Origin of the sequence: Prevotella melaninogenica, from assembly GCF_018128065.1 — a bacterium.
GTDB lineage: Bacteria > Bacteroidota > Bacteroidia > Bacteroidales > Bacteroidaceae > Prevotella.
The window spans coordinates 625,329-648,778 of record NZ_CP072359.1; the positions used below are offsets into that span (position 1 = coordinate 625,329).

The 23,450-nt window shown below is 43.5% G+C and carries 10 protein-coding genes; 4 read left to right on the top strand and 6 right to left on the bottom strand.

Annotated features, from left to right (window positions below; all coding sequences use genetic code 11):
* Positions 1-13: 13 nt before the first annotated feature.
* The 3 genes from J5A56_RS02615 to J5A56_RS02625 are packed head-to-tail and all read right to left on the bottom strand — an operon-like array spanning position 14 to position 6,721.
* Positions 14-2,044, bottom strand: a complete 2,031-nt coding sequence (locus tag J5A56_RS02615; protein ID WP_021670619.1) for a RagB/SusD family nutrient uptake outer membrane protein — start codon at positions 2,042-2,044, stop codon at positions 14-16.
* 28 nt (positions 2,045-2,072) lie between these two features.
* The gene (locus J5A56_RS02620; protein ID WP_036918500.1) at positions 2,073-5,189 is read right to left on the bottom strand and encodes a SusC/RagA family TonB-linked outer membrane protein; all 3,117 of its coding nucleotides are present in this window, start codon (positions 5,187-5,189) and stop codon (positions 2,073-2,075) included.
* A 32-nt stretch (positions 5,190-5,221) separates the two neighbouring features.
* Positions 5,222-6,721, bottom strand: a complete 1,500-nt coding sequence (locus J5A56_RS02625; protein ID WP_021670617.1) for an IPT/TIG domain-containing protein — start codon at positions 6,719-6,721, stop codon at positions 5,222-5,224.
* Positions 6,722-7,597: 876 nt separating this feature from the next.
* Here J5A56_RS02625 and J5A56_RS02630 point away from each other — a divergent pair.
* Positions 7,598-8,188, top strand: a complete 591-nt coding sequence (locus tag J5A56_RS02630; RefSeq protein WP_051305122.1) for a WG repeat-containing protein — start codon at positions 7,598-7,600, stop codon at positions 8,186-8,188.
* Between the two features lie 14 nt (positions 8,189-8,202).
* Positions 8,203-9,069, top strand: coding sequence for a hypothetical protein (locus J5A56_RS02635; protein WP_021670615.1), 867 nt, complete (start codon positions 8,203-8,205; stop codon positions 9,067-9,069).
* A gap of 787 nt (positions 9,070-9,856) precedes the next feature.
* On the opposite strand, the gene J5A56_RS02640 is transcribed toward J5A56_RS02635, so the two are convergent.
* Positions 9,857-13,258, bottom strand: a complete 3,402-nt coding sequence (locus J5A56_RS02640) for a glycosyltransferase (protein WP_021670613.1) — start codon at positions 13,256-13,258, stop codon at positions 9,857-9,859.
* A gap of 1,666 nt (positions 13,259-14,924) precedes the next feature.
* On the opposite strand from J5A56_RS02640, the gene J5A56_RS02645 reads away from it, so the two are divergent.
* Positions 14,925-15,338 (top strand): hypothetical protein, encoded by a 414-nt coding sequence (locus tag J5A56_RS02645; RefSeq protein WP_021670608.1) that lies wholly within the window; start codon positions 14,925-14,927, stop codon positions 15,336-15,338.
* 487 nt (positions 15,339-15,825) lie between these two features.
* Positions 15,826-19,620 (top strand): TIM-barrel domain-containing protein, encoded by a 3,795-nt coding sequence (locus tag J5A56_RS02650; protein ID WP_021670607.1) that lies wholly within the window; start codon positions 15,826-15,828, stop codon positions 19,618-19,620.
* Positions 19,621-19,848: 228 nt separating this feature from the next.
* Here the strand turns inward: J5A56_RS02650 and pflA are convergent, their stop codons facing one another.
* Together pflA and pflB are read right to left on the bottom strand one after the other, a co-directional pair.
* On the bottom strand, positions 19,849-20,625 hold the full coding sequence (pflA, locus tag J5A56_RS02655) for a pyruvate formate-lyase-activating protein (protein WP_021670606.1): 777 nt from the start codon (positions 20,623-20,625) through the stop codon (positions 19,849-19,851).
* Positions 20,612-22,858: a formate C-acetyltransferase gene (pflB, locus tag J5A56_RS02660; protein WP_021670605.1), complete on the bottom strand. Its 2,247-nt coding sequence runs from the start codon at positions 22,856-22,858 to the stop codon at positions 20,612-20,614. Before pflB ends, pflA begins: the two co-directional genes overlap by 14 nt.
* Positions 22,859-23,450 lie beyond the last annotated feature (592 nt).

Here is a 23,450-nt window from a genome sequence, read left to right on the forward strand (position 1 = left end):
AATATTAACGTTATTAACGATCCCAACCCGGATTCTGATCCATCTTAGGACTCTTCACCAACTCACGATGCTGGAGTGGGAGGAATACCATACGTGGGAGAGCCTTACGGTCACGAATATTCTGCTCGTTGATTGTTACGAGGTTGAAGAATGGACCATCGTTGTTACCCTTCTTCTCGCTGTAAACATCGAGACCACGCCAGTTAGAGCTGTTAGCATCCTCTGTGAAGTAAGTACCCCAACGACGTGTGTCGAAGTAGCGATGACCTTCATTGAAGAGCTCAACCTGACGTTCATTCTTGATTACCTCATCGAAGGCATTCTCTGCGCTGAGTGTTGCAGCTTCTACGCCCGGGAGACCAACACGATAACGAATCATATTGAAGTAACGTGCCATAGCAGCCTCATCACGACTTACAGCAACATCAACTAATCTGCCGCTTGCATCCCATGTCTTCACTGTCTCTGAACCCTGAACATGGTTAGCTGCCTCACAGTAAGCCAACAAGATTTCAGCATAACGGATGATTGGGAATGGTTTAGGAATAACAGCAGCACCATCCTTACCATGCCAAGAGTCATCTGGGTGGATGTACTTAAATGGTACGTAACCACTGATACAGTAGTCATTAGGGTTGTTACCAGCTGCATTCTTACCAGCCTTAGAATCATCAATAGAGTACCAGAAAGTCTGGTTGTTAAAACTACCATCGGTAGTAGAGTTCATCTTCCAGATACGACCCGGGAAGCCAATACTTGCATAGAAGCGAGCTGAACGGTTCGTGTAAGCCAATGGTGTACCATTTGCCATATCGCAATCACCGATAGACTTCTTCTGGTTCACGTGCTTGGTCAAGTCTGCCTCATAGAGTGGAGACTCTGCTGGCTTCTTACCATCTTTCATCAAGAAGCAGTCGATTACACGCTGTGGAACTGACATACCACCCCATCCACCATAGTTCACTGGGAATGAGTGATGGGTATACTCCATTACAGGACCTGAGTACTCATCAGCCCAGATAAGCTCTCTGTTCACCTTTGCTGTACCTTCACCATTGAACATATCAGCAAAAGAGTGATATGGGTCAATACCGCCTGCACCATCAGGGAACTTCGCTGTTGGAACAGATGCATCGAGTGGATATGGGTTATCCTTATCGGCATCAACTGTGAAGAGTGTATAGTAGTTGAGATCGATTACCTGCTTAGCAGCAGCTGCAGCAACAGCCCAACGCTTTGCATCGTAGTCCTGATTTACATAATACTTACCATCGCTCTTACGCTTCCATTCACCAAAGCAACGCTTTGCATAAGTACCACCATTGAAGGTTGGTGAAGCCTGAATAAGGCGAAGACGTGCGATAAGTGCCAACGCAGTACCCTTTGTTGGACGACCGAAGTAAGCAGTTGACTGCTCGCTTGGACGTTTCAAACCCGGAAGTGACTGTGCAAACTCATTACAGATATAGTCAATAGACTCATCCATTGTTGCACGCTCGCGGTCATAGTAATCAGCCTTTTCACTGGTTGAGATAACCTCGTCACCGACAATCAGACAAGGACCCCAGTTCTGCAACAATACGTAGTAAGCATAACCACGGATGAAGTGAACCATTGCCTTATAGTCTGCCTTATCATTGTTAGACATATCACCAACCTTGTCAACCTTCTGCAACATAAGGTTGCATCGCTTGATAATCTTATACATCTGGTACCACTGTCCCCAGTTAGGAACGTTCTCAGCATTAACATTACCTACTGTGAACTTTGCACCCCAGAACTCGTTCGTCTGCCAGCGTACACAAATCTCGTCTGATGCTGTCTCACCCGGAGTCCATGAGTTACCCCAAATGTTACCAGCTGATGGGAACATCGTTGGAGTAGCATAGAGATAGCCATTTGCATTCTGGGCTGAGTGGAAGATAGAATCCTCCTTGAAGATAGCATTAAAGTTGTCGTCCTGATCCAAGAAGTTACATGATGTGAATGTCATGCCTGAGAACAGAGCTGCAACAGCGCCCAAAGCTAAAATATGTTTTTTCATTATTACAATCTAATTAAGAGGTGAAACCTTAGAATCTAAAGTACATCTGCAATGAATAGGTGGTTGGGATTGGATAAGCCGCACCATTGTACCAAGCCTGCTCTGGGTCGAAGTACTTTGCGCTGTCGATAGTGAAGAGGTTGTTGATAACGAAGTCACACTCCAGCGAGCTAAGACCAGCAGCACGCAGCCACTTACGATGACGGAAGACATATCGGAAGTTCAACTCCTGAAAACGGAGGAATGAACCATTCTGCTTCCAGAAAGTAGAAAGCTGTGAGTTGTTGGTATTTGAACCGTAAGAGAGACGTGGGAACATTGCGTTAGGATTCTCTGTTGACGGATCACCAGAGTACCATGATGGAATCCAACGATTCTTTGGATTGTTAACCATCTTCAACACATTACCCATCTCACCATTATAGAATGGAATCCAACCTGCATCGTGACCCATACCTACACGGTAGTAGTTAACACCTGTATTACCCTTGAAGAGCAAACTTACAGTAAAGTCCTTATAGTTGAACTCACCACCAAGACCGAACATTACACGAGGAACGTTGTTACCATATGACAATGGCACACGGTCATCACCGTTGATGACACCATCACCATTGACATCACGATACTTGATATCACCAGGACGAACAACACCGAAAGCTCCTGTCTGGTCTGGACTCTGACGGATATCAGCCTCATCCTTGAAGAGACCCTCAGCAATGTAACCACGCAATACACCGTATGGCATACCTGTCACACTCTGATAATCGTAAGCAAGCTTATTCTCCTCGAAGTAGTCAACAATGTTCTGTGACCATGTATAGTTGGCGCGAACGGTAAAGTTCATCTCCTTGTTAATCTTGTGGAAATAAGAGATGTTACCATCTGAACCGAATGAGTGCATACGACCCACGTTAGACTTAGGATAAGTAACCATACCAGCAAACTCTGGCAATGTAACACGGTCTTGGAAGATGTGGTCACGTGTGTCACGGAAGAAGTCAACTGTCACCTTGATAGCATCGTTGAAGAAGTTAGCATCGATACCGACGTTCAACTTCTTAGCAACCTCCCACTTCAAGTTGTCAGCACCCTGCTGCTTCTCAACAATACCCTGACCGGTATAACCCCATGTGGTACCAGCGTGGTTGTTGATAATTGTCAAGTATGGGAAACGAGAATCCTTATCTGCAATCTGGTCGTTACCTGCAAGACCGTAAGAACCACGAATCTTGAAGAAGTTTACGAATGGAAGATGCTTCTGTACCCACTTGTATGAAGTTGGAGCCCAACCTACAGCTACTGATGGGAAGAAGCCGAAACGCTCACCCTTAGGGAAGATGTCTGAACCAGTGTAACCGAAGTTAGCATCTACAAAATAAGTAGAGTTATAACCCCATGACAAACGACCTGACACATTCTGACGACGCTTAGGAATAGCTGCGATACCGAGTGCATCACCATTGCCCCATTTAGAACCCTTTGTATCTTCCATATAATAGAAGAGGAGAGCACCGAGGTTGTGAGCACCGATACTTGTATTATAGTCTAACTTAGCCTCCATGTAGTACTTTCTCCAAGATTCATTGTTTGAAGAGTACGACATATCTTGCTGCTTAGAACGCAGTGTCTTGATAAGGTCACCCGTAGAGGTACGACCCGTAGCGCGATAGTAGTCTGGCTTAACGAAACGACGCTCGCTGAAACCTGATGTGCGGTCATTAACAGCCTGAACAGAACCCACGAGTCCCTTGAGAATACCACCAAAGCGGTGTGTGAACTTCAAGGTAATCATGTTACGAGTGTTATCAGCTGAGTTGTAACCCTGATAGTTAAGCGCTGCAAATGGAGAGATAAGGTCGTTCTGACCATAAGTTGGCAATGTTCCGTCAGCATATGTAACAGGGAACATCAATGGATTCAACTGGAGGACATCCTCCCACACTTGGTTGGTATTCTTACCACCCGGAGTTGTGTAGTTAGTGATGCTACCATCAACACCAAAGTAAAGCTCAGAACGCTTTGTAAGGTTCATGTTGATATTTGCACGATAAGTCAACTGGTCGTAAGACAATGGACGATGGAACTGGTTCTCCTTCTGCTTATAGGCTGCACCTTCATGGCGATAACCTACAGAAACGAAGTACTGTGCAACATCACCACCACCACGCGCACTGGCATAGTAGTTCTCCTGCAAAGAGGTCTTCTTCATAATCTGGTCAATCCAGTTTACGTTTGGATAAAGCTCTGGGTCAAGATTGTTCTTGATGATATCCAACTGAATTGGCGTATAGAGATCTGACTCACCTGACATTGCACGTGCCTCATTAGCAAGTCTTGCATAGTCGTAAGATGACAGATACTCAGGCAGACGCTTAATCTGTGACAACTTCACTGTCGCACGAGCTGTAATCTGAATCTTCTCCTTAGAACCGCGCTTGGTAGTAACCAATACAACACCGTTAGCACCACGCACACCATAGACAGCTGTTGCAGCAGCATCCTTTAATACAGAGATGCTCTCAACGTCGTCTACATCAATATCATTGAGACTGCCCTCGATACCGTCGATGAGAACCAACGCACTTGCACCAGCACCGAAGGTCGACACACCACGCACCCAGAAGTTTGAAAGGTTCTGTCCCGGCTCACCAGAAATCTGCATGGTGATAACACCCGGCATACGACCACCAATCATGTTCACAAGTGAAGTACCCGGGGTACGCAACTCTTCCATATTAATAGTAGATACAGCACCTACCACCGATACCTTCTTCTGAGAGACAAGACCTGTCACGACAACCTCGTCGATAGCATTTGTCTTGGCTACCTTGAACTTAACTGAAAGGGAAGGCTCATCCTTAAGAATGGTGCGCTGTACGGTCTCCATACCGACGTACTCGAACAAGAGCGTTGCACCCGGCTTAACCTTAATCTCGAACTTACCATCAAGGTCGGAAACAGTTCCTACACCCGGCTCGTTCTTAACACGAACGGTAGCACCAATACAGGGTTCACCCGAATCATCATAGATGACACCCGCTACCGAGAACTGCTTTGCAGTACCATTATCTTGTGAGTAGGCTTGAACTCCATAGGTCAACAGAGCCACCATGAGACACAAGACATATAATGTTCTTCTCATAAATCTATGTTTATAGTATTATTAGGTAATAGCTATTTAATTGACAACTCTCGTATCACCTGATTCTTTGAATCGGCGACATAAACCGTACTTCCGTCTGCACTCACGGCGACACCCGTCGGCCAATTAAACTTGGCTAACTCGACACCACCATCTTGGAAACCTGCGCTCTGTGGTACACCAATAGGTGTGGTAACACGTGCGTTCTTACCTTGAGTGGTATCAATCATACGAATACAGTGGTTACCAGAGTCGGCAATATAAAGCTTACCGTCCTTGGTGAAGGTCATCTGACGTGGGTAGCAGAACTTAGCGTTCTTCAACGCTCCGTCTTCCCATCCCTTACCTTCAGTTACGTTTACAGTACCGAAAGAAGAAATACCTGCGTATGGCTCACCTGCGTAAGTCAGAGAATCCTTGTCTGACAACTGGTCAACGTCAACATACCAAATCTGGTGTGCATCGGTGAATGAGATGAACAAACGGTTAGGCTGTGTAGGGCTGAATGTACAGAAAGCATCTGAACCACCGTCTCCCTTAGGACCATCCTTACCAACACGTTTCAAGAGCAACTCTGCCTTACGAGTCTTAGGATTAATACGGATGAGCTGCCCCTTAAACATCACAGAGTAAATCATCTGGTCATTCTTGTTAATCACGAAGCAATACTTCCAGTTTTTAGTATCAAGGTTTGCATAACCGTTAGGATTGATGAACTGCTGCTTGTGAACAGCATAGCCCTGATCCTTCAACAGACTGTAATACTTACGTCCGTTATCGTCTGGTACATACACACCCTCATAACCATCAAGTGTTGAGTAAGCTGGTGCATTAATTTTCTCGTCTTGTTTACTATTCACCTGAAGAATAGACAACTGATCTCTCTTCAAGTCAGCTTTTAACACCATACCTCCGACATTCTCATTCTTCTCGTCACGGCATTCGATAAAAGCATCACTTCCATTAGCATTAAATCTATCATCAAATCTATGCTGTACGATAAAGATATTGTTTTCATTGTCAACACAAAGGTAACCCGGAGCTGAGAGGTTTGATGTCAACAGTTTGTCAATCTTTGTAGCGTGTGCATCACTTGTCTGTGTTCCAACAATTGTTGTAACAGCAGTCTGTGTGATGTACTTAAAGTCGCGGCTACCAGCACCCTTAATAGTGTCAGCACCGTTAGCACGTGTCACCTCAAGTTTGATGTTACGCTTGTAAGTCAAACCGGCTGGCACATAGCAATAAAGTTTCTCGCCATTAGATGATACAAGACCACCACGGTGGCGTCTGCCATCTTCGTCAACATACCAAAGTGCAAGACCTGTGGTATCAGTACCAAAGTTCTTACCAGTGATAATCATTGGGGTAGCAATACCACCACTGTCGGGATAAAAGTCACTAATGACAATTGGTTGTGATGGGTCAAAAGCTGTACCAGCTGTGCCTCCTGTCTCTTTATCAGAGCAGGAAACCCATGCGAGCGAGCCCATCAAGACCATCCACAAATAAGATTTGAAAAGTCTCTTCATAGAAATGGTTTAGTTAAATTGATTATTGTTTTTAATTAATATTTATTTCTATAGGTAAATGTCAGTACACTTTATCTTCGTAGAGCGACAAATTTAGATATTTATTTTAAGATATGTACTCGGTACAATTATTTATTAACAATATTTAATAGAAAATTGAGCTTAAGTTAGTCAGATTGAACAAGCAAGTGCAAAATTAGGCAATATTTTTATAAAAGCGTTAACTTTGATGATGCAAATTTATACTTTCCTCTTACGCAAATAAGTAATTGTTCAACAATCGGGTTTACTTTTCCATCATCGACCAAAAAGAGAGGGACAAGGTTTACAATTTAAATCCCAATCGCCCCTTGCAATAATAAAATTTTGTCCGTTTTTTTCAACTCTTCCTTTTCAATCTACGCTCTTTACGGTTTGAAAAGGGCGTTAAATACATCTGAAAAGGGCGTTACTTGAAGGTGAAGTAACGCCCTTTTGAAGTCCAATTAAGCATCTTTTCTTGCACAATATCATAACAAACTGAACTACTGATAGTTACAGAGGCGAAGAATAAAGGCTTTATTTGTGTTTTTAAAGGACTGACAACAGAAAATTATGTAAAGATAATTCAGAATCTTAAAAATGCAGACAGCATCAAAATCTTACTTTATTATTATTTGATAAATACTTAGCCACAAACAAAACATAATTATAATAAAAGTTAAAAAACGAACCTCTACACTTTTGTATTATAATTAATTGTACATTTGTACACAAATATGACTATACCTAAAAATCGTGAAACTTAAAATGAATATGAATAACTTAAAGCTTTTGATACTCGCTCTGTCATGCAGTTTAGTATTGTCTTGTTCGTCTACGAAAGACGTAAAAGACATGTATTTAGTTTTAGAGGTTGATACGACTGCAAAATATGAGCAATATGCATATGTTAATCAGGATGGGCAAACCGTTGTGCCTTATAATCGATACTTGCTGTGTTATACCGACACAATCCGTACTATTGGCTTTGTGTTTAAACCGAATGTCGGCTGTGTAGCTATCAACAAGAAGGGCAAAGAATTATTCAATGTATTTATGGCTAATAATGGGAATGACTACCCAAAGGATGGACTCTTTAGAATCTTAGATAAGAGCGGTACGAAGATGGGCATTGCCAATATGAAAGGACAGGTTATTGTCAAACCGAAGTATGATGCTATCTTCCCATACTATGAGGGATTGGCTGCTGTGGCAGTAGGTTGCAAGACAGTGAGACCACAAGACGACCCAGAGCACGAGTATGTTGTTGGTGGTAAGTGGGGATTTATTAATAAGCAGGGAAAAGAGGTTATTCCTTTGGAGTATGATAGTATTGCCAACTATCGTCACTTTGAGAATGGCAAAGCCCTCGTCTTAAAGGGCAAAAAGTTCTTTCATATAAACCATAGAAATAAAGAGTGTAAAGAAGAAAAGTCAATGCTCTAATTGCTCTCTCACAGATGAACAGATACAACGGAGGAACGCATTCAACTTATATCAGTTCAGACATTCTTAAGTATGCTGGCGGAACACATTTCGAGGAATATTTTAATAATCGTGGAAATCCATATTCTGGAGAAACAGAATACCAAGGTGGATTACACTTACATAATGAAAGAATTATGAAAAAGAGCTGTCTTTATTTATTTTTATTCTTGTTCGTCCAGACTATATCTGCACAGGTAACAGTGGAAGACATTGATACTACTGAGCTTTTTAAATGGAACCCACCAACGATAGAAGGGAAATGCCAACAGCAAAACATCAGATTTAATATCAAACCTCCCTACACGCTGACAAGGAATAAAGGTTACGTTCCCCAACAACTACCCTGTGCTGCGAAGGGATGTGTATTTAGAAAGCATATATTATATTCATATGCCAGCTTAGTCTATCAAGACAAGAACTGCGAGGTATATTTGAAAACATCGATTTGGAATGTGAATGGTAGTTCTAAAACAATTTCCCTCCCTACGGGCGGGAAAATGAGTGTGGATATCTATGGCTACATCAAAAGTGACCTGAAGTGGCAGGTAATAGGTGATACTTGTCTATATGCTGAACCATGCGAGGTTGACGAAATAAAGATGCTTTTAACAGATTATCCTGTAACACTTGCCAAAAAGTACTTTAATGCTGATTATATGCTAATGTACCCTATCGACACAAAACGACAGGAATGTAGAGGTAAGTTCACTCGTTGTCGTTGTGTGTTGATAGGAAAAGATTACAGATTCATCTTTATGTATTTCTTCTTGACAGATGATAATGCCAAAGACCTTGATAAATATCTTGCGCAGTTGAAGGGTATGATATGGTTTAACTAAGAAGTTTTACCTAAAATAGATATGATGATGCACTTAATTTCTATTTGAAAGTAAGGGGGGTATAAAAAAAGAAACGGCAGAGCAATTGCTCTTCCGTTATCTCCGAATAATCACCGTCTCACGACGATAATATTTCTACAATCTTTACCTAAAATATAACTAAAAACCTAAATCTATTACTAACCTAAACAAATCTTCTTTTTTGAATTATAATCCTGAGCAATCTTAAGTACCTATAAAGTCTAAAACCTTGTAACTAGATATGCTTCCCTTGAATTACAATGCAAAGGTATGGATAATATTCATATTATCAAAATTAAACGAGGAAAAATATTAATCTGTCGGTTAATTCTTGATATATATCAAAAACCACAAGAACTAACAGTCCCCTTTTGGACTTTGAACTTTGCGGTTTGACTTTTTTATATTTTACTTTACCCACTGCGGTAATCATAATTGTAAATCTGGATTAAGTGTCTTTTCTCACAGACGACACAGATAAGCAGAAGAAACAGAACTCCCTCTTGCTTGACGTAACGCCCAGAGACCTAAAGGTCTTGGAACACACAGACTTTAGTTGACAGATTACTTGTAGAGACACAGGATGTACAATGTACAGAACTATTAGACAAAAAGAATAGTGTAAAAAGAATAAGTGAATGAGCACATAACGTGTTCACTTGTCTACCCATCAACTCCTTTACTACTCAAAAGAAGCATCCCCCCTCCCTACGAGGAAAGGGGTTGGAGGTGAGACCAGTGACTTGCTTGTTTGTGGGCTACTTATCTATTCACCAACATGACCAGTACGCTTCAAAACGCCCCACGTCTGCAATTCACCTTTGATAGCTTTGAGATAGCTCTTAAAAAGAACATAATACATAATCCAACGATAGAAGAAACGCTGAAGTATTATCCACAGAAGTACCCATAACTGTTCGCCTTCAAATATGTAAGCCATAATTGACACACTTGCATCGATGACGAGGAAGATAAGGTAATAGAAGAAAATCTGTAAGGCGTTACCTGAAAAGAGGCCGAGCAGCATCAGCACATCGGCCAATGGCGAGAACGTTGGGATGATATATTGGAAGATGAGCATATTAGGCATAGCCCAAAGTCCGAATCCTTTCTTGGAAGGAGCAAAGAGCGATGAGCGATGTTTCCAAAAGACCTGCATCACACCAAAGCACCAACGAATACGTTGTTTTACGAACTGGCGGAGGGTCTCTGGTGCTTCCGTCATAGCCACGGCATAATTTTCGTTTTCAATGATATAACCATGTTCGTTGATACTCATTGTCAGGTCGCAGTCTTCGGCTAAGGTATCGGTGGTAAAGCCACCCACTTCCTCAATCACCTTCTTGCGGAAAGCCCCGATGGCACCCGGAACGACGGTTATGGCGTTGATATTAGAGTAAGCCATACGGTCGAAGTTCTGACTACTCGTATACTCGATAGCCTGCCAGTAGGTAAGCATATTTCGTTGGTTACCTACCTTTACATTTCCTGCAACTGCTCCGATACGTTTCTCCTTATCAGCAATAAAATGCCTCATCAGTCGGCTCACGGCATCATTTTTTAGTTGTGTATCGGCATCAATACAAACAACATATTCTGCGGGGCAGGCAGCGACACCATAGTTAAGCGCAGAGGCCTTTCCGCCATTCTTCTTAGCAAGCACCGTGACCATATCATCATTGTCGAAAGCCGCACGCACACGTTCGAGCGTATGGTCCTTACTACCATCATCAACGAAGTAGATTTGCAGGTTAGGATAGTCCTGCTGTTTGAGAGCTGTGATTGTGCGCACGACATTCACCTCTTCATTATAACCCGGTACGATGATTGCGACGGCAGGTGCTGTGGCAGCGTCAATCGGGGCATAGTGGCGTCGGTTCTCCACGCGTTTCTCTCTAATCATCAAGACATACATAAAGATTAGGCGCATCAACCCCAAGATGAGGAAGACCAGGAAGAGCGCAGTAAGGAAATCGGACACATGGTAGATCATTTCTGCTAACCAGAGGTTTGTCTGCATCGCATAGTAAGCCTTCCCCTTGTTGATAGCTGGCATGAGGGTCTGTCGGTTCATTCTCAAATATTGTTCGAGAGAGATAAACTGGTAGCCTTCCTGCTGCAGTGTTTCTATGATACGAGGCAGGGCATTTAGGGTAGGCTTACGTGAGTTACCACCAGCATCGTGAAGCAGAATGATATGTCCGTCCTCATGGTGCACGCCATCGATGACACGCTGGTAAATCTGGTCAGCAGTGACATTCGGTTCCCAGTCGTTCGGGTCGATAGATTCTCCGACGAAGAGATAATTCCGACGCGCTGCCACAATCATTGGCCATATCTCTTCATGCTCCGTTGGGTCAGCATCAGCATTATAAGGTGCACGGAAGAGGATGGTGCTATGTCCAGTAACACTCTCAATGAGCATTCTCGTCAACTTCAACTCTGCATAAGAGCGGTCGTCAGAGTTCTCGATCATGTTATGATGGGTAAAGGTGTGGTTACCAATGGTATGACCAGCGTCATAGACTTTCTTTACCAAGGGCAGGTTCTTCTCCATCTGCAGTCCTACCATAAAGAAGGCAGCAGGCACATTATACTTCTTCAGCGTACTTAGCACAGTGGGTGTCCAACGGCTGTCAGGTCCATCATCGAAGGTGATAACAAGTTGTTTGTTTTTACATGTTCCTAATCGTTGTATCGTATAGGTGGATGGGAGGGCATGATAATATTCCTCAGAGATAAGACGGTTATCCCTATCTATCATCACAGCGATGCGTCCAGGATGAGGCTCTGACGTCACGCTGAGAACCTCACCAGCACCAACGAAGTTGACATCATCGGTACCATTGGGTTGCATCAGCTTCGCAATTGACATCCTTGCCACGCTCTCCCATGACATATCTTTCCCATAGAAACGCCATATACGTTTGTCTTCTGTTCCCAATCGCCACAGACCAAAGCCTGCAAGATGGTATTCTGCGCCAAAGCGCATGATGTTAAAGGTGGTGGCGGCATCGGTAAAGAATACCTGATGAATCTTCCTGTCATCAGTGTTCTGATAAGAGAAGTTAAGGTTATAGGTGTCGTCATTGAACCTTACGTTAGCACCTGCATCCTGTGCGATAGCCATCGTCTGATCAAAGGATACAGTCGTTCCACCCTCCTTGTTAGCCCAGTCATAACCATAGGTAGCCATACCAAGGACAATCTTGTCATTAGGAACATTCTTTGCAGCCCAGTCGGTAGCCTTTTCTACCCATCGTTGTGAGCTAACAGCACCCGGCTGACTTTCGATGTTATGTTCGTCGTAAGCCATGAGGAAGAGGTAATCGTTATATTTCGCCAGTTCCTGCATGTTATAATCTTCGTTGAAAGGGGCTACGGCTTGCGTGACATAGAGTCCGTGCGCATGGAAGATGCGTGAGAAGTCTCTGACCAACTGGTTGAGTTGTTCGTTATCAGCAATGTTAAGTTCCTCTAAGTCAAGATTGACACCTGCAAAACCATATTGCTTACACCTTACAACCATCTCATTGATGAGTGCCATACGTTTCTTTTCGTCGCGCATGATACGCCCAATGGCTTCGGAATGGAAGTCGGAGTCATAGTTATTTGTGAGCATTGGGAGAATCGGAATTCCCACCCGCTGCATCAGCCGTAGTGCCTTTTTGTCAATCCGATATTCCACCTTGTCGGTCTTAGGATTGATAAAGAACCACTCTGGCAACACCATGTTCAGATGTTTGATGTTATTCTTCAGAGAGATATAAGCATGCTTATCCCAGTTGACATACCATGCCGAACGGACACCGATGCGTGGGTCGTTCCACTCGCTGAAGTATTTCTGCGTCAGACCGTCTGCCTCCCCTATAAAACGTTGCTTCTTAATGGTGACCTTTGCATAGTTATTGTGCATCTTCTTCTCCTTAAAGAAGTCGCGAAAGGACTTATAAAGTTTTGCAGTCTTATTGTCTTTCGTATAAGCCGATGATGCTGATATCGCGTTTCGATAGTCGTGACGGAAAGGCATCTGTGGACTTCCTTCCAAGGCGAACATTGCTAAGAAAACGATTCCCAAGAGAGAGAGAATCGTTAGAATCACGCGTAAGGTCCATTTGAAATAACTCCAGCGCTGACGGGAGTCTGTTTGAAAAACTTGCTTGTTCATTGTTCCTTTTCTATTAGATAAAAGCAATAATTGTTATCCATAGACAAAGCCTTCTATAGATAAGCTGTGTGATTTTAAATTATGTTGTGAGGTATCTTCCAGTTATCTTTTTTCTTAGATATATGTACGAGAATGTAATCTGCTGTCTCAACTATAGGGTTGAGACCTCTCTCACAGATGTCATTATAGATATTACGAGAGGAAATGATAATTCGCCTATGCGTCTAAGAAAAGATGTTATCTTTCTATCTTCAATCTTGTTTCCTTCTTCCTGTGCTTGACACTGTTTTTATTTCTAACATCGAATCGGCTATTTCAAGAAAGAGCAGTATGAAGAACAATTCTTCAAAACGACAAGAATCGTTGTGTTGTCTGCTAACTATCTTCAAGCTACCATAACAAAATCCTAATGCCATTCAGGAAGATGGAAAGGACAAGGGGACCAAACTGTTACCACTGCAAAAATACAACTTTTATTATAAATACTATCACTTTCGGTGAAAATTGATTTATCCAAGATATGAAGTGGTGCGGCTATCCTCTGTTTCTCCACGCACCAGGGGGGCTTCTGTGGGTGGCAAACCTCGACACTCCATAAACCTCAGCACTCTTCGTCCCTCCGTGTGATAAACTTTGAAATTGAGGTTTTAACTTTGAAATATTATTACAAAATATCCTATAAATAAACTCGGAAATAGGATAAAAACACATAATTTCAGTCCCCTTATAAGTTTCTCACTATCAAATACTTGCGATATAGTTTTTTAAAAGGGCATTAATAAGGGTTCAAAAGGGCGTTAGTAAGGTCCTTAAAGGGCATCTTTTGCAAGTCAATTGGGCGTCTTTTAGAAACCAAAAAAGCATCAACGAATTTTCAATCTATAAATTTTATTTACAAAATAAGATAAAAAGACATAGTAATATAGTAGTTCAGAAGCAAAGAACAAAACTACGAATTACGCGAATTACACGAATGATTACACAAAACTACGAATTACGCGAATTACACGAATGATTACATAAAACTACGAATTATGCGAATTACACGAATGGTTGAATAGACAGGACAAGCAACTGATTAAGCACCTCGTTTACTCATAAAATTTTCTTGTTAAAAAAGAATATTCTTCAAGATATTCGCAATTATGCGTTCTTATTAAAAAGTCGTTTTCTCACGCATAATACGAAAGGACTGATATTCATGCAGCACAACATAAAGAATTGAATGACAAACAAAGACACAGATGGTATGCAATGCCATTCTTTAATATTGAAGTTTTTATATCCTTGTATTTTACTCCCATTACTTGTTTATAATTCATAGAATTTAGTTATCCTCCTCTTTTGAGGATAACCAGTTTTTATAGACTATTCAGAAGGATTTGTGGTAACATGTTGAACTTATTCCTCCCAATGAATTTTAGGGTCTTTTTGTTAGAATTATTTAAAGAAAAATTTTTTGCAATTGAACATATACTGCACAATACAGTTTTATCTTTGCAGCAACCTCAAGAGATAGTCTTCTACCCAGTAGACCATCTCGGTAGAGGCTCGATGCGAATGCCACCCGATGACTTCTCCTTCTGACCGCTATGCGTCACGACTAAACAAGGTGGTAGCTAATTGAAACACATTATTATTATATAACAAAAAAACACTAAGACCAATGACGAAGAAAATAAATATCGTAATAAAGGCTACTCAACTCTGGACAAATGAGGAAGAAGACCGACTGACAAAGAAGATTGTTGATAACTTCTATGACCTAATCAATCGAGACGAAGAGGAAGGATTGTATTGGATTGGCTTGAAGTGTGACCTCATCGACCTTGCACACATGGTTTGGGAGAGAGGAACGCTGATGGATGCATACGGTAAGCCAATGGACTTCCAAACGATAGTGCACCATATCTGTCGAGTGCTCCACGTGCACGAGCCACGCAACCCCTCATCCGTCATCTCCTCCGTCCGTGCACGAAAGAATGTAAGGGTGGGACCACTCCGCGAACGTTACCTGCAACTTATCAGGAATGCTAATATCCAAGACCCAATGAGGTTGGAAATAAGGAGAAGAAAGTAAAATAGAAGCCTCACCCCCAACCCGAAAAGAAGAAAAAAAGCCTCACCCCCAACCCCTCTCCGATTGGAGAGGGGAGTGAAATGCGAGATACCCCTTTTAGTTAGTTGACAAGTTGTTACAAGTTTAAAAATTTACAAGTTGCTGACCCTATTACTTACTCTGTCGTTTGTTCTTTCGCTTCAATCATTCGTGTAATTCGTGCCATTCGTAGTCCTTATACATTCATTAGACTAAATCCGAGCGTACTGCTCGAGAAAATATGTCATTGAAAAAGTATGTCGTTATGTCATTCTGTCTTCAAGTTAACCAGAGTTTCAAGTTCAAATTTCAAAAATATTTGCTTAAAGCATTGTCATTTACAAAATATAGTGTATCTTTGCCACTCAGTTAGAAAAGAATAATAAGCTAAAAACCAAAAGACGTTCAGAAACCAAGGAGACCTAAGCTTGGGAACGGAAGACAGGGAACTGTTTAGGAGATCTATAAAATGAGAAAGAATAAAGCAAAGATTTTACTTGCTGCCTTGTTATTGGCAGTGGGAGAGAGTGCATTTGCTGATGGAAAGGCAGTGAATGGTATTCGACAAATCAATCCAACAACGGTAGAGATTACTTATAGCGATGGTGGCGTGATGACGGTAGACTTCTATGGTCAGAATGTCTTCCGTCTTTTCCGCGACCCAAAGGGTGGCATCGTTCGTGACCCTGCGAGCAATCCTCCAGCACGTATTCTCCTTGACAATCCACGCAAGAGCGCGGGACGTTTGAGCGTTAATGAGACCGATGCTGATGTGGCTGTCTCAACTGCTGAGGTGCGTGTGCGCTTCGACCGCAGTACGGGTTTGATGAGCGTCACCGACCTTCGAAATGGTAAGGAGGTAGTTAAAGAGGTGAAGGGAGTAGACTTCCAGAAGAACCGCACCACTGTTACCCTCGCCAATGCATCGGGAGAGTATTTCTATGGGGGTGGCGTGCAGAACGGTCGCTTCTCTCATCGTGGCAAGCGCATTGAGATTGTCAACACCAATAGTTGGACCGATGGTGGCGTTGCTTCGCCAGCTCCGTTCTATTGGTCAACAGGCGGTTATGCAGCCATGCCTTACACCTTTGCGCCTGGTGCTTACGACTTTGGTAGTGCAGGCAAGCATACGGTGACGATTAGTCACGATATGCCTTATCTCGACCTCTTCCTGATGGTCGACACGACTCCCGTTTCTTTGCTTCAAGATTATTATCAGCTTACTGGTAACCCTGTCTTGTTGCCAAAGTTTGCTTTCTATGAGGGTCATCTTAATGCCTACAACCGTGACTATTGGAAGGAGACGAAGGAAGAGGGCAAGGGCATCCTCTTTGAAGACGGCAAGCGATATGTGGAAAGTCAGAAGGACAATGGCGGTATCAAGGAAAGTCTTAATGGCGAAAAGCAGAACTATCAGTTCTCTGCTCGTGCCGTTATCGACAGATATAAGAAGAACGATATGCCATTGGGTTGGATTCTCCCTAACGATGGTTACGGAGCTGGCTATGGTCAGACAACTACCCTCGATGGTAATATAGCCAACCTTAAGAGCCTTGGCGACTATGCGCGTAAGAACGGTGTAGAGATAGGTCTATGGACCCAGTCAAACCTTCACCCAGTCGACAGCATTCCAGCACTCTTGCAACGCGACATCGTCAAAGAGGTGCGTGATGCAGGTGTGCGTGTGTTGAAGACCGATGTAGCATGGGTTGGTGCAGGCTATTCCTTCGGACTCAATGGTATTGCTGACGTGGCTAACATCATGCCTTACTATGGCAGCGACGCACGTCCATTCATTATTACCCTCGACGGTTGGGCAGGTACACAGCGTTATGGTGGTGTATGGTCGGGCGACCAGACGGGTGGCGAGTGGGAATATATCCGTTTCCACATCCCAACCTATATTGGTTCTGGACTCTCCGGAATGGGTAATATCACCAGTGATATGGACGGTATCTTCGGTGGAAAGAACCTCTCGGTGAACATCCGCGACTTCCAGTGGAAGACCTTTACGCCTATGCAGTTGAATATGGATGGATGGGGTAGCAATCCTAAGTATCCACAAGCCTTGGGCGAACCAGCAACAAGTATCAATCGTTCTTACCTCAAACTCAAGTCCATGCTCTTGCCTTACACCTACTCATGTGCCCATGAGGCAGTGACAGGTAAGCCATTGATACGTGCAATGTTCCTCGATGATAGCAACGATTACACCCACAGCAGTGCTACACGCTATCAGTATATGTACGGTCCTTCGTTCCTCGTTGCACCTGTTTATCAGAACACGGCAGCCGACAAGGAGGGCAACGATGTGCGCAATGGCATCTATCTGCCAAAGGGAACATGGTACGATTACTTCACGGGTGCTACTTACGAAGGTGGTTGCATACTCAACGATTACTTCGCACCCATTTGGAAGTTACCGGTCTTGGTGAAGGCAGGTGCTATCATTCCGATGGTCAATCCGAATAACAACCCTTCAGAGATTGACAAGAGCCGTCGCGTGTTTGAGTTCTATCCAGATGGGAAAACTGAGTTCAGACTCTATGACGACGATGGTACGACACAGAAATATCTCTCTAATGAGAAGGCTACAACGCTCATCACCTCCGACCTCAACAATAAGCAGGTGCTGACCATAAGTATCGACAAGACCGAAGGAACGTTCGATGGAATGGTGAAAAATCAGTCTACAACCTTCTATCTGAACACCAATGCGAAGCCAAAGAAGCTCACAGCCGTTGTCGGTGGCAGGAAGATTCGACTCACAGAAGCTGAGCAGGGCGATAACACATGGCAGTATGTTCAGGCATCGAATATCAACCGCTTCTCAACCGCAGGCAGTGAGATGGAACGGTTGTTGGTCGCAAAGAATGCACAAATCATCGTACGTTTGGCATCATGTGATATCACGAAGGAGGCCGTTGAACTCCGCATTGATGGCTTCACACGTCTGAACAAGTCGAATGAAACCTTGCGCAAGAAAGGCACACTGACTGCTCCTGAGTTGCTTGCTGCTGATGTTCAGCCTTATAGCGTTACGCCGAAGTGGAAGCCTGTGCAGAATGCTGACTACTATGAGATAGACTTTAACGGGCATACTTATACGACAATCCGTCATAACTCGCTCCTCTTCGAGGACTTGCAGCCAGCAACCGACTACGACTTTAAGGTGCGTGCAGTGAATAGCGATGGCGCAGGAGCGTGGACACCGTTGCATGTGAAGACAGCTGTCAACCCATTGGAGTACGCCATCAAGGGACTTACAGCTACCTCAACTGCCCGTGACATGGACGGCTTCGGTATCTGGCATCTCTTCGACTTCAATACGACAGGTGACATCTGGCACACCGATTATTATACGAAGGCTGTACCATTCGACTTCACGGTCGACCTCCATAGCACCAACACACTCGACAAGTTGCAATATGTGCCACGTGCAAATGGTGGTAACGGAACGATTACGAAGTGTGACATCGCTGTCAGCAAGGACGGCAGGAACTGGATAGAAATCGGTCCACAGCAGTGGGCACGTGATGGTAGAACGAAGGAGGTGACGCTAAGCTCTCACCCTGTGGCACGCTATGTGAAAGTAAGTGTGAAGGAGGCTGTCGGCAACTTCGGCTCTGGTCGTGAGTTCTATGTCTTCAAGGTGCCAGGCACAAAGTCTATCCTCCCGGGCGATATCAACCTTGATGGTAAGATTGATGAGAACGATTTCACCTCTTATATGAACTATACCGGACTCAGAAAGGGTGATGCCGACTTCGATGGTTATATCTCCGGTGGTGATCTCAACGGCAACGGACTCATTGATGCTTACGACATCTCGAATGTTGCCGTACAGCTTGAGGGTGGTTGCAACGACGATGAGGTAGCACCAGTTGGCGGTAAGGTTTACTACGAATATAATCGTAAGTCATACGCAGCAGGCGATGATGTCATCATCAAGGTGAAGGGTAAGGACTTGCAGGCTGTCAACGCCTTCAACCTCATCTTCCCATACAGTCCGAAGGAGTTGCGGTTTGTTAAGGTTGAGACCGACCCATCAATGGTGATGCGCAACCTCACCTACGACCGTCGTCATAGCGATGGTTCGCAAGTGCTCTACCCAACCTTCGTGAACGTTGGCGACCACCACACAATCAATGGCGATGCCGACTTGCTCGTCATCCGTATGAAGGCTCTCAACCCGTTCACCGTTAAGCCGCAAGCAGCAAAGGGCTTATTGGTGGATAAGCAGTTAAATCAGTTGGAGTTGTAATAAAACAATAGCCAGCCAACTGGTCCCTCCCCCACAGGGAGGGGCTCGTTGGCTGGCATTCAGCTTTATTCCCAACAGCTATAAGCGGTATATATAAGCTCACTTTTGGTTTGTTAGAAGTCTATTAAGGCTTAATTTGAATGCTATTAAGCCTTAATAAGAGAGGGAAATATGTACAAACGTGAGATTCTGACACTTCGTGTTTGTACGCATTATTTGTGGGAAATATTACTCTGTTAACACCTTTCGTGCATGAAGAACGCCTTCCTCCGTAGGCGATTTGACATCAGTGAGTGCATATGGGATTCCTAATTGCTCCCATTTATACACTCCTAACGAATGATAAGGCAGTACATCAACACGTTCGACATTGCTTAATGTGTCTATGAAAGCACGAAGTTTGTGTAGTGATGTGTCATCATCATTGATACCAGGAACCAAGACGTGTCTTATCCATACAGGCTTCCCAATATCCGAGAGATAGCGAGCACAGTCGAGGATATTCTCGTTTTTCCAACCAGTCAATTGCTTATGAGCATCGCTATCAATATGCTTTATGTCCAACAATACTAAATCGGTATATTTCATTAACTCCTCAAAAGCAGAGAAGCTACTCGACTCCCGATTGAAAGGTTGGGCTGAAGTATCAAGGCAGGTATTGATTCCTAATTCCTTAGCTTTACGAAACAGTTCAGTAAGAGGTTGTATTTGCAACAAAGCCTCACCCCCACTCAGGGTGATACCGCCTTTCTCTCCCCAATAACTTCGATAACGTTGGGCTTGTGTCAAGACATCATCAACAGAGCGGAGTTGTCCCCCCGCTCTGCTCCATGTATCTGGGTTGTGACAGTACTGGCACCGCATTGTGCACCCTTTGAGGAAAATCACAAAGCGTATTCCGGGTCCATCCACCGAACCAAAAGATTCGATGGAATGGACCTGAAGCATACTATCTTGTAATTTGGAAAATTCCTTTTGCGTATTATCCACTTTACATTGAACCATGTGCACGACGTGCGATAACATCCAGCTGCTGCTCACGAGTAAGGTCGATGAACTTCACAGCATAACCGCTCACACGGATGGTGAAGTTAGCATACTCTTCTTTCTCTGGATGTTCCATACAGTCAATCAGTTTGTCAACACCAAAGACATTGACATTCAAGTGGTGTGCACCGCGATTGAAGTAGCCATCCATGACACCAACGAGTGTACTGATACGCTCCTCGTCATTGTGTCCGAGTGCCTCTGGACTGATAGTCTGTGTGTTAGAAATACCATCGAGCGCATACTCGTATGGGAGTTTGGCTGTTGAATTCAACGAAGCCAGCAAACCATTCTGCTCTGCGCCATAAGATGGGTTAGCACCGGGAGCAAGTGGTGCACCAGCAGGACGTCCATCAGGCATGTTACCAGTAAATTTACCATATACAACGTTTGAAGTAATCGTAAGGATACTGGTTGTAGGCTCTGAATTACGATAGGTATGATGCTTGCGAATCATATTCATAAAGGTCTTCAACAACCATACAGCGATATCGTCAGCACGGTCATCATCGTTACCATAACGTGGGAAGTCGCCCTCTGTCTTGTACTCGATTGGGAAGCCTGTCTCGTCACGAATGATGCTCACCTTAGCATACTTGATAGCTGAAATAGAGTCAACCACATGGCTGAAACCAGCAATACCCGTTGCAAAAGTACGACGTACGTCAGTGTCAATGAGTGCAAGCTCTGCAGCCTCATAGAAGTACTTATCGTGCATGTAATGGATGAGGTTCAATGTGTTTACATAGACACCTGCCAACCACTCCATCATATCCATGAAGCGAGGCATAAACTCATCGTATGTTACCACATCACCCTCTATTGGACGATAAGCAGGCCCACACTGTTCACGTGTCTTGCTGTCAACACCACCGCTGATTGCGTAGGTAAGACATTTAGCGAGGTTTGCACGTGCACCAAAGAACTGCATCTCCTTACCCGTCTGTGTTGCAGATACACAGCAGCAGATAGAATAGTCATCGCCCCATATTGGACGCATCACGTCATCATTCTCATATTGGATAGAGCTTGTATCAATTGATATCTTTGCTGCATAGTCCTTGAAATGCTTTGGCAGGCGTGAGCTATACAATACAGTGAGGTTAGGCTCTGGCGAAGGTCCCATATTCTCAAGTGTATGGAGGAAACGGAAGTCGTTCTTAGTCACCATTGAGCGACCATCCATACCCAATCCCGCAACTTCGAGGGTAGCCCAAACAGGGTCACCAGAGAAGAGTTGGTTGTAAGAAGGGATTCGTGCAAACTTAACCATACGGAACTTCATTACCAAGTGGTCGATAAGTTCCTGTGCTTCTGCCTCTGTGAGTGTTCCTTCTTTGAAGTCACGCTGAATATAGATATCAAGGAAAGTAGAGATACGACCTACTGACATTGCTGCACCATTCTGTGTCTTGATAGCAGACAGATAGCCAAAGTAAAGCCACTGTACCGCCTCACGTGCGTTGTTAGCTGGCTCAGAGATGTCATAACCATAGATGGCTGCCATCTCCTTCATCTCCTTCAAAGCCTTGATTTGCATAGAGATTTCCTCACGCTGACGGATAATCTCTTCGGTCATTGTTCCATCACCGCAATTGCGCAGGTCCTTTGCTTTCTCGTTGATAAGGAAGTCAACGCCGTAAAGTGCTACACGACGGTAGTCACCAACGATACGGCCACGACCATAGGTATCTGGAAGACCCGTAAGGATATGGTTGTGTCTGACAAGTTTCATCTCGTCAGTATAAGCATCGAAAACACCATCATTGTGTGTCTTGCAATACTTCGTGAAAATCTCATGAAGTTTATCTGATGGCTCATAACCGTAGGTTGTACAAGCCTGCTCAGCCATCTTTATACCACCATAAGGCATAAAGGCACGCTTCAGAGGCTTATCAGTCTGCAAACCAACGACTTTCTCCAGTTCTTTTGTTCCGTCACCGATATAGCCAGGACCGTAAGCTGTCATACTCGATACAACTTCGGTTTCCATGTCTAAGACTCCACCTTTGGCACGTTCCTGCTTCTGCAGTTCTTTGAGCATACCCCAAAGTTTGTTGGTTGCCTCGGTTGGTGCCTCAAGGAATGAGGCATCGCCATCATAACTGTCATAATTATCTTGGATAAACTGACGCATATTGACTTCATCAAGCCACTTGGTTCCAGTAAATCCTCTCCATGCTTTTTTCATGAGTGTCTAATTTTTTTATTGTGTGAAACTTTAATTGATATGCTTGCATATTGTCATATCAATTGAGCATTACTAATTACCGGGGACAAAGTTAGATAAAATAAATCGTAATGTCAAGTATTTACTAAAACATCTACATATATAACTACCATAAATACCTATATATAATGAGCGTCTTATGGGTTCATCCGAAATGTGGAATGATCAAGTAAGTCCCCGATATATATGGGTTCTATAACGAATCGTGTGGGTGAATAGTTTTTTCCTTGCCAGCGTTCCTATGTTTAATGGCTTTATGACTGAACAGATGAAGACGAATTAATCTACAAAGTATAAAGGAGTTTTCGCTAAACAAGCTTCTACACACCTCCTGTTTATTCTTAGTATTACAACGTTTTGCTCACAATTCATCCCCTGTCATCCTTATATCATAGTGAATTTAACCCTCCGCACCATATGTGTTAAGCATCAGCACAACATATGCAGAGTATCAGCACAACAGCAAATGATGGTAAACATTCACGAATATTGTATGAAATAAGACCTTAAAACATCCTTTTCCGTTGGCTAAAGTGTTAAAGGGTAAAACGCT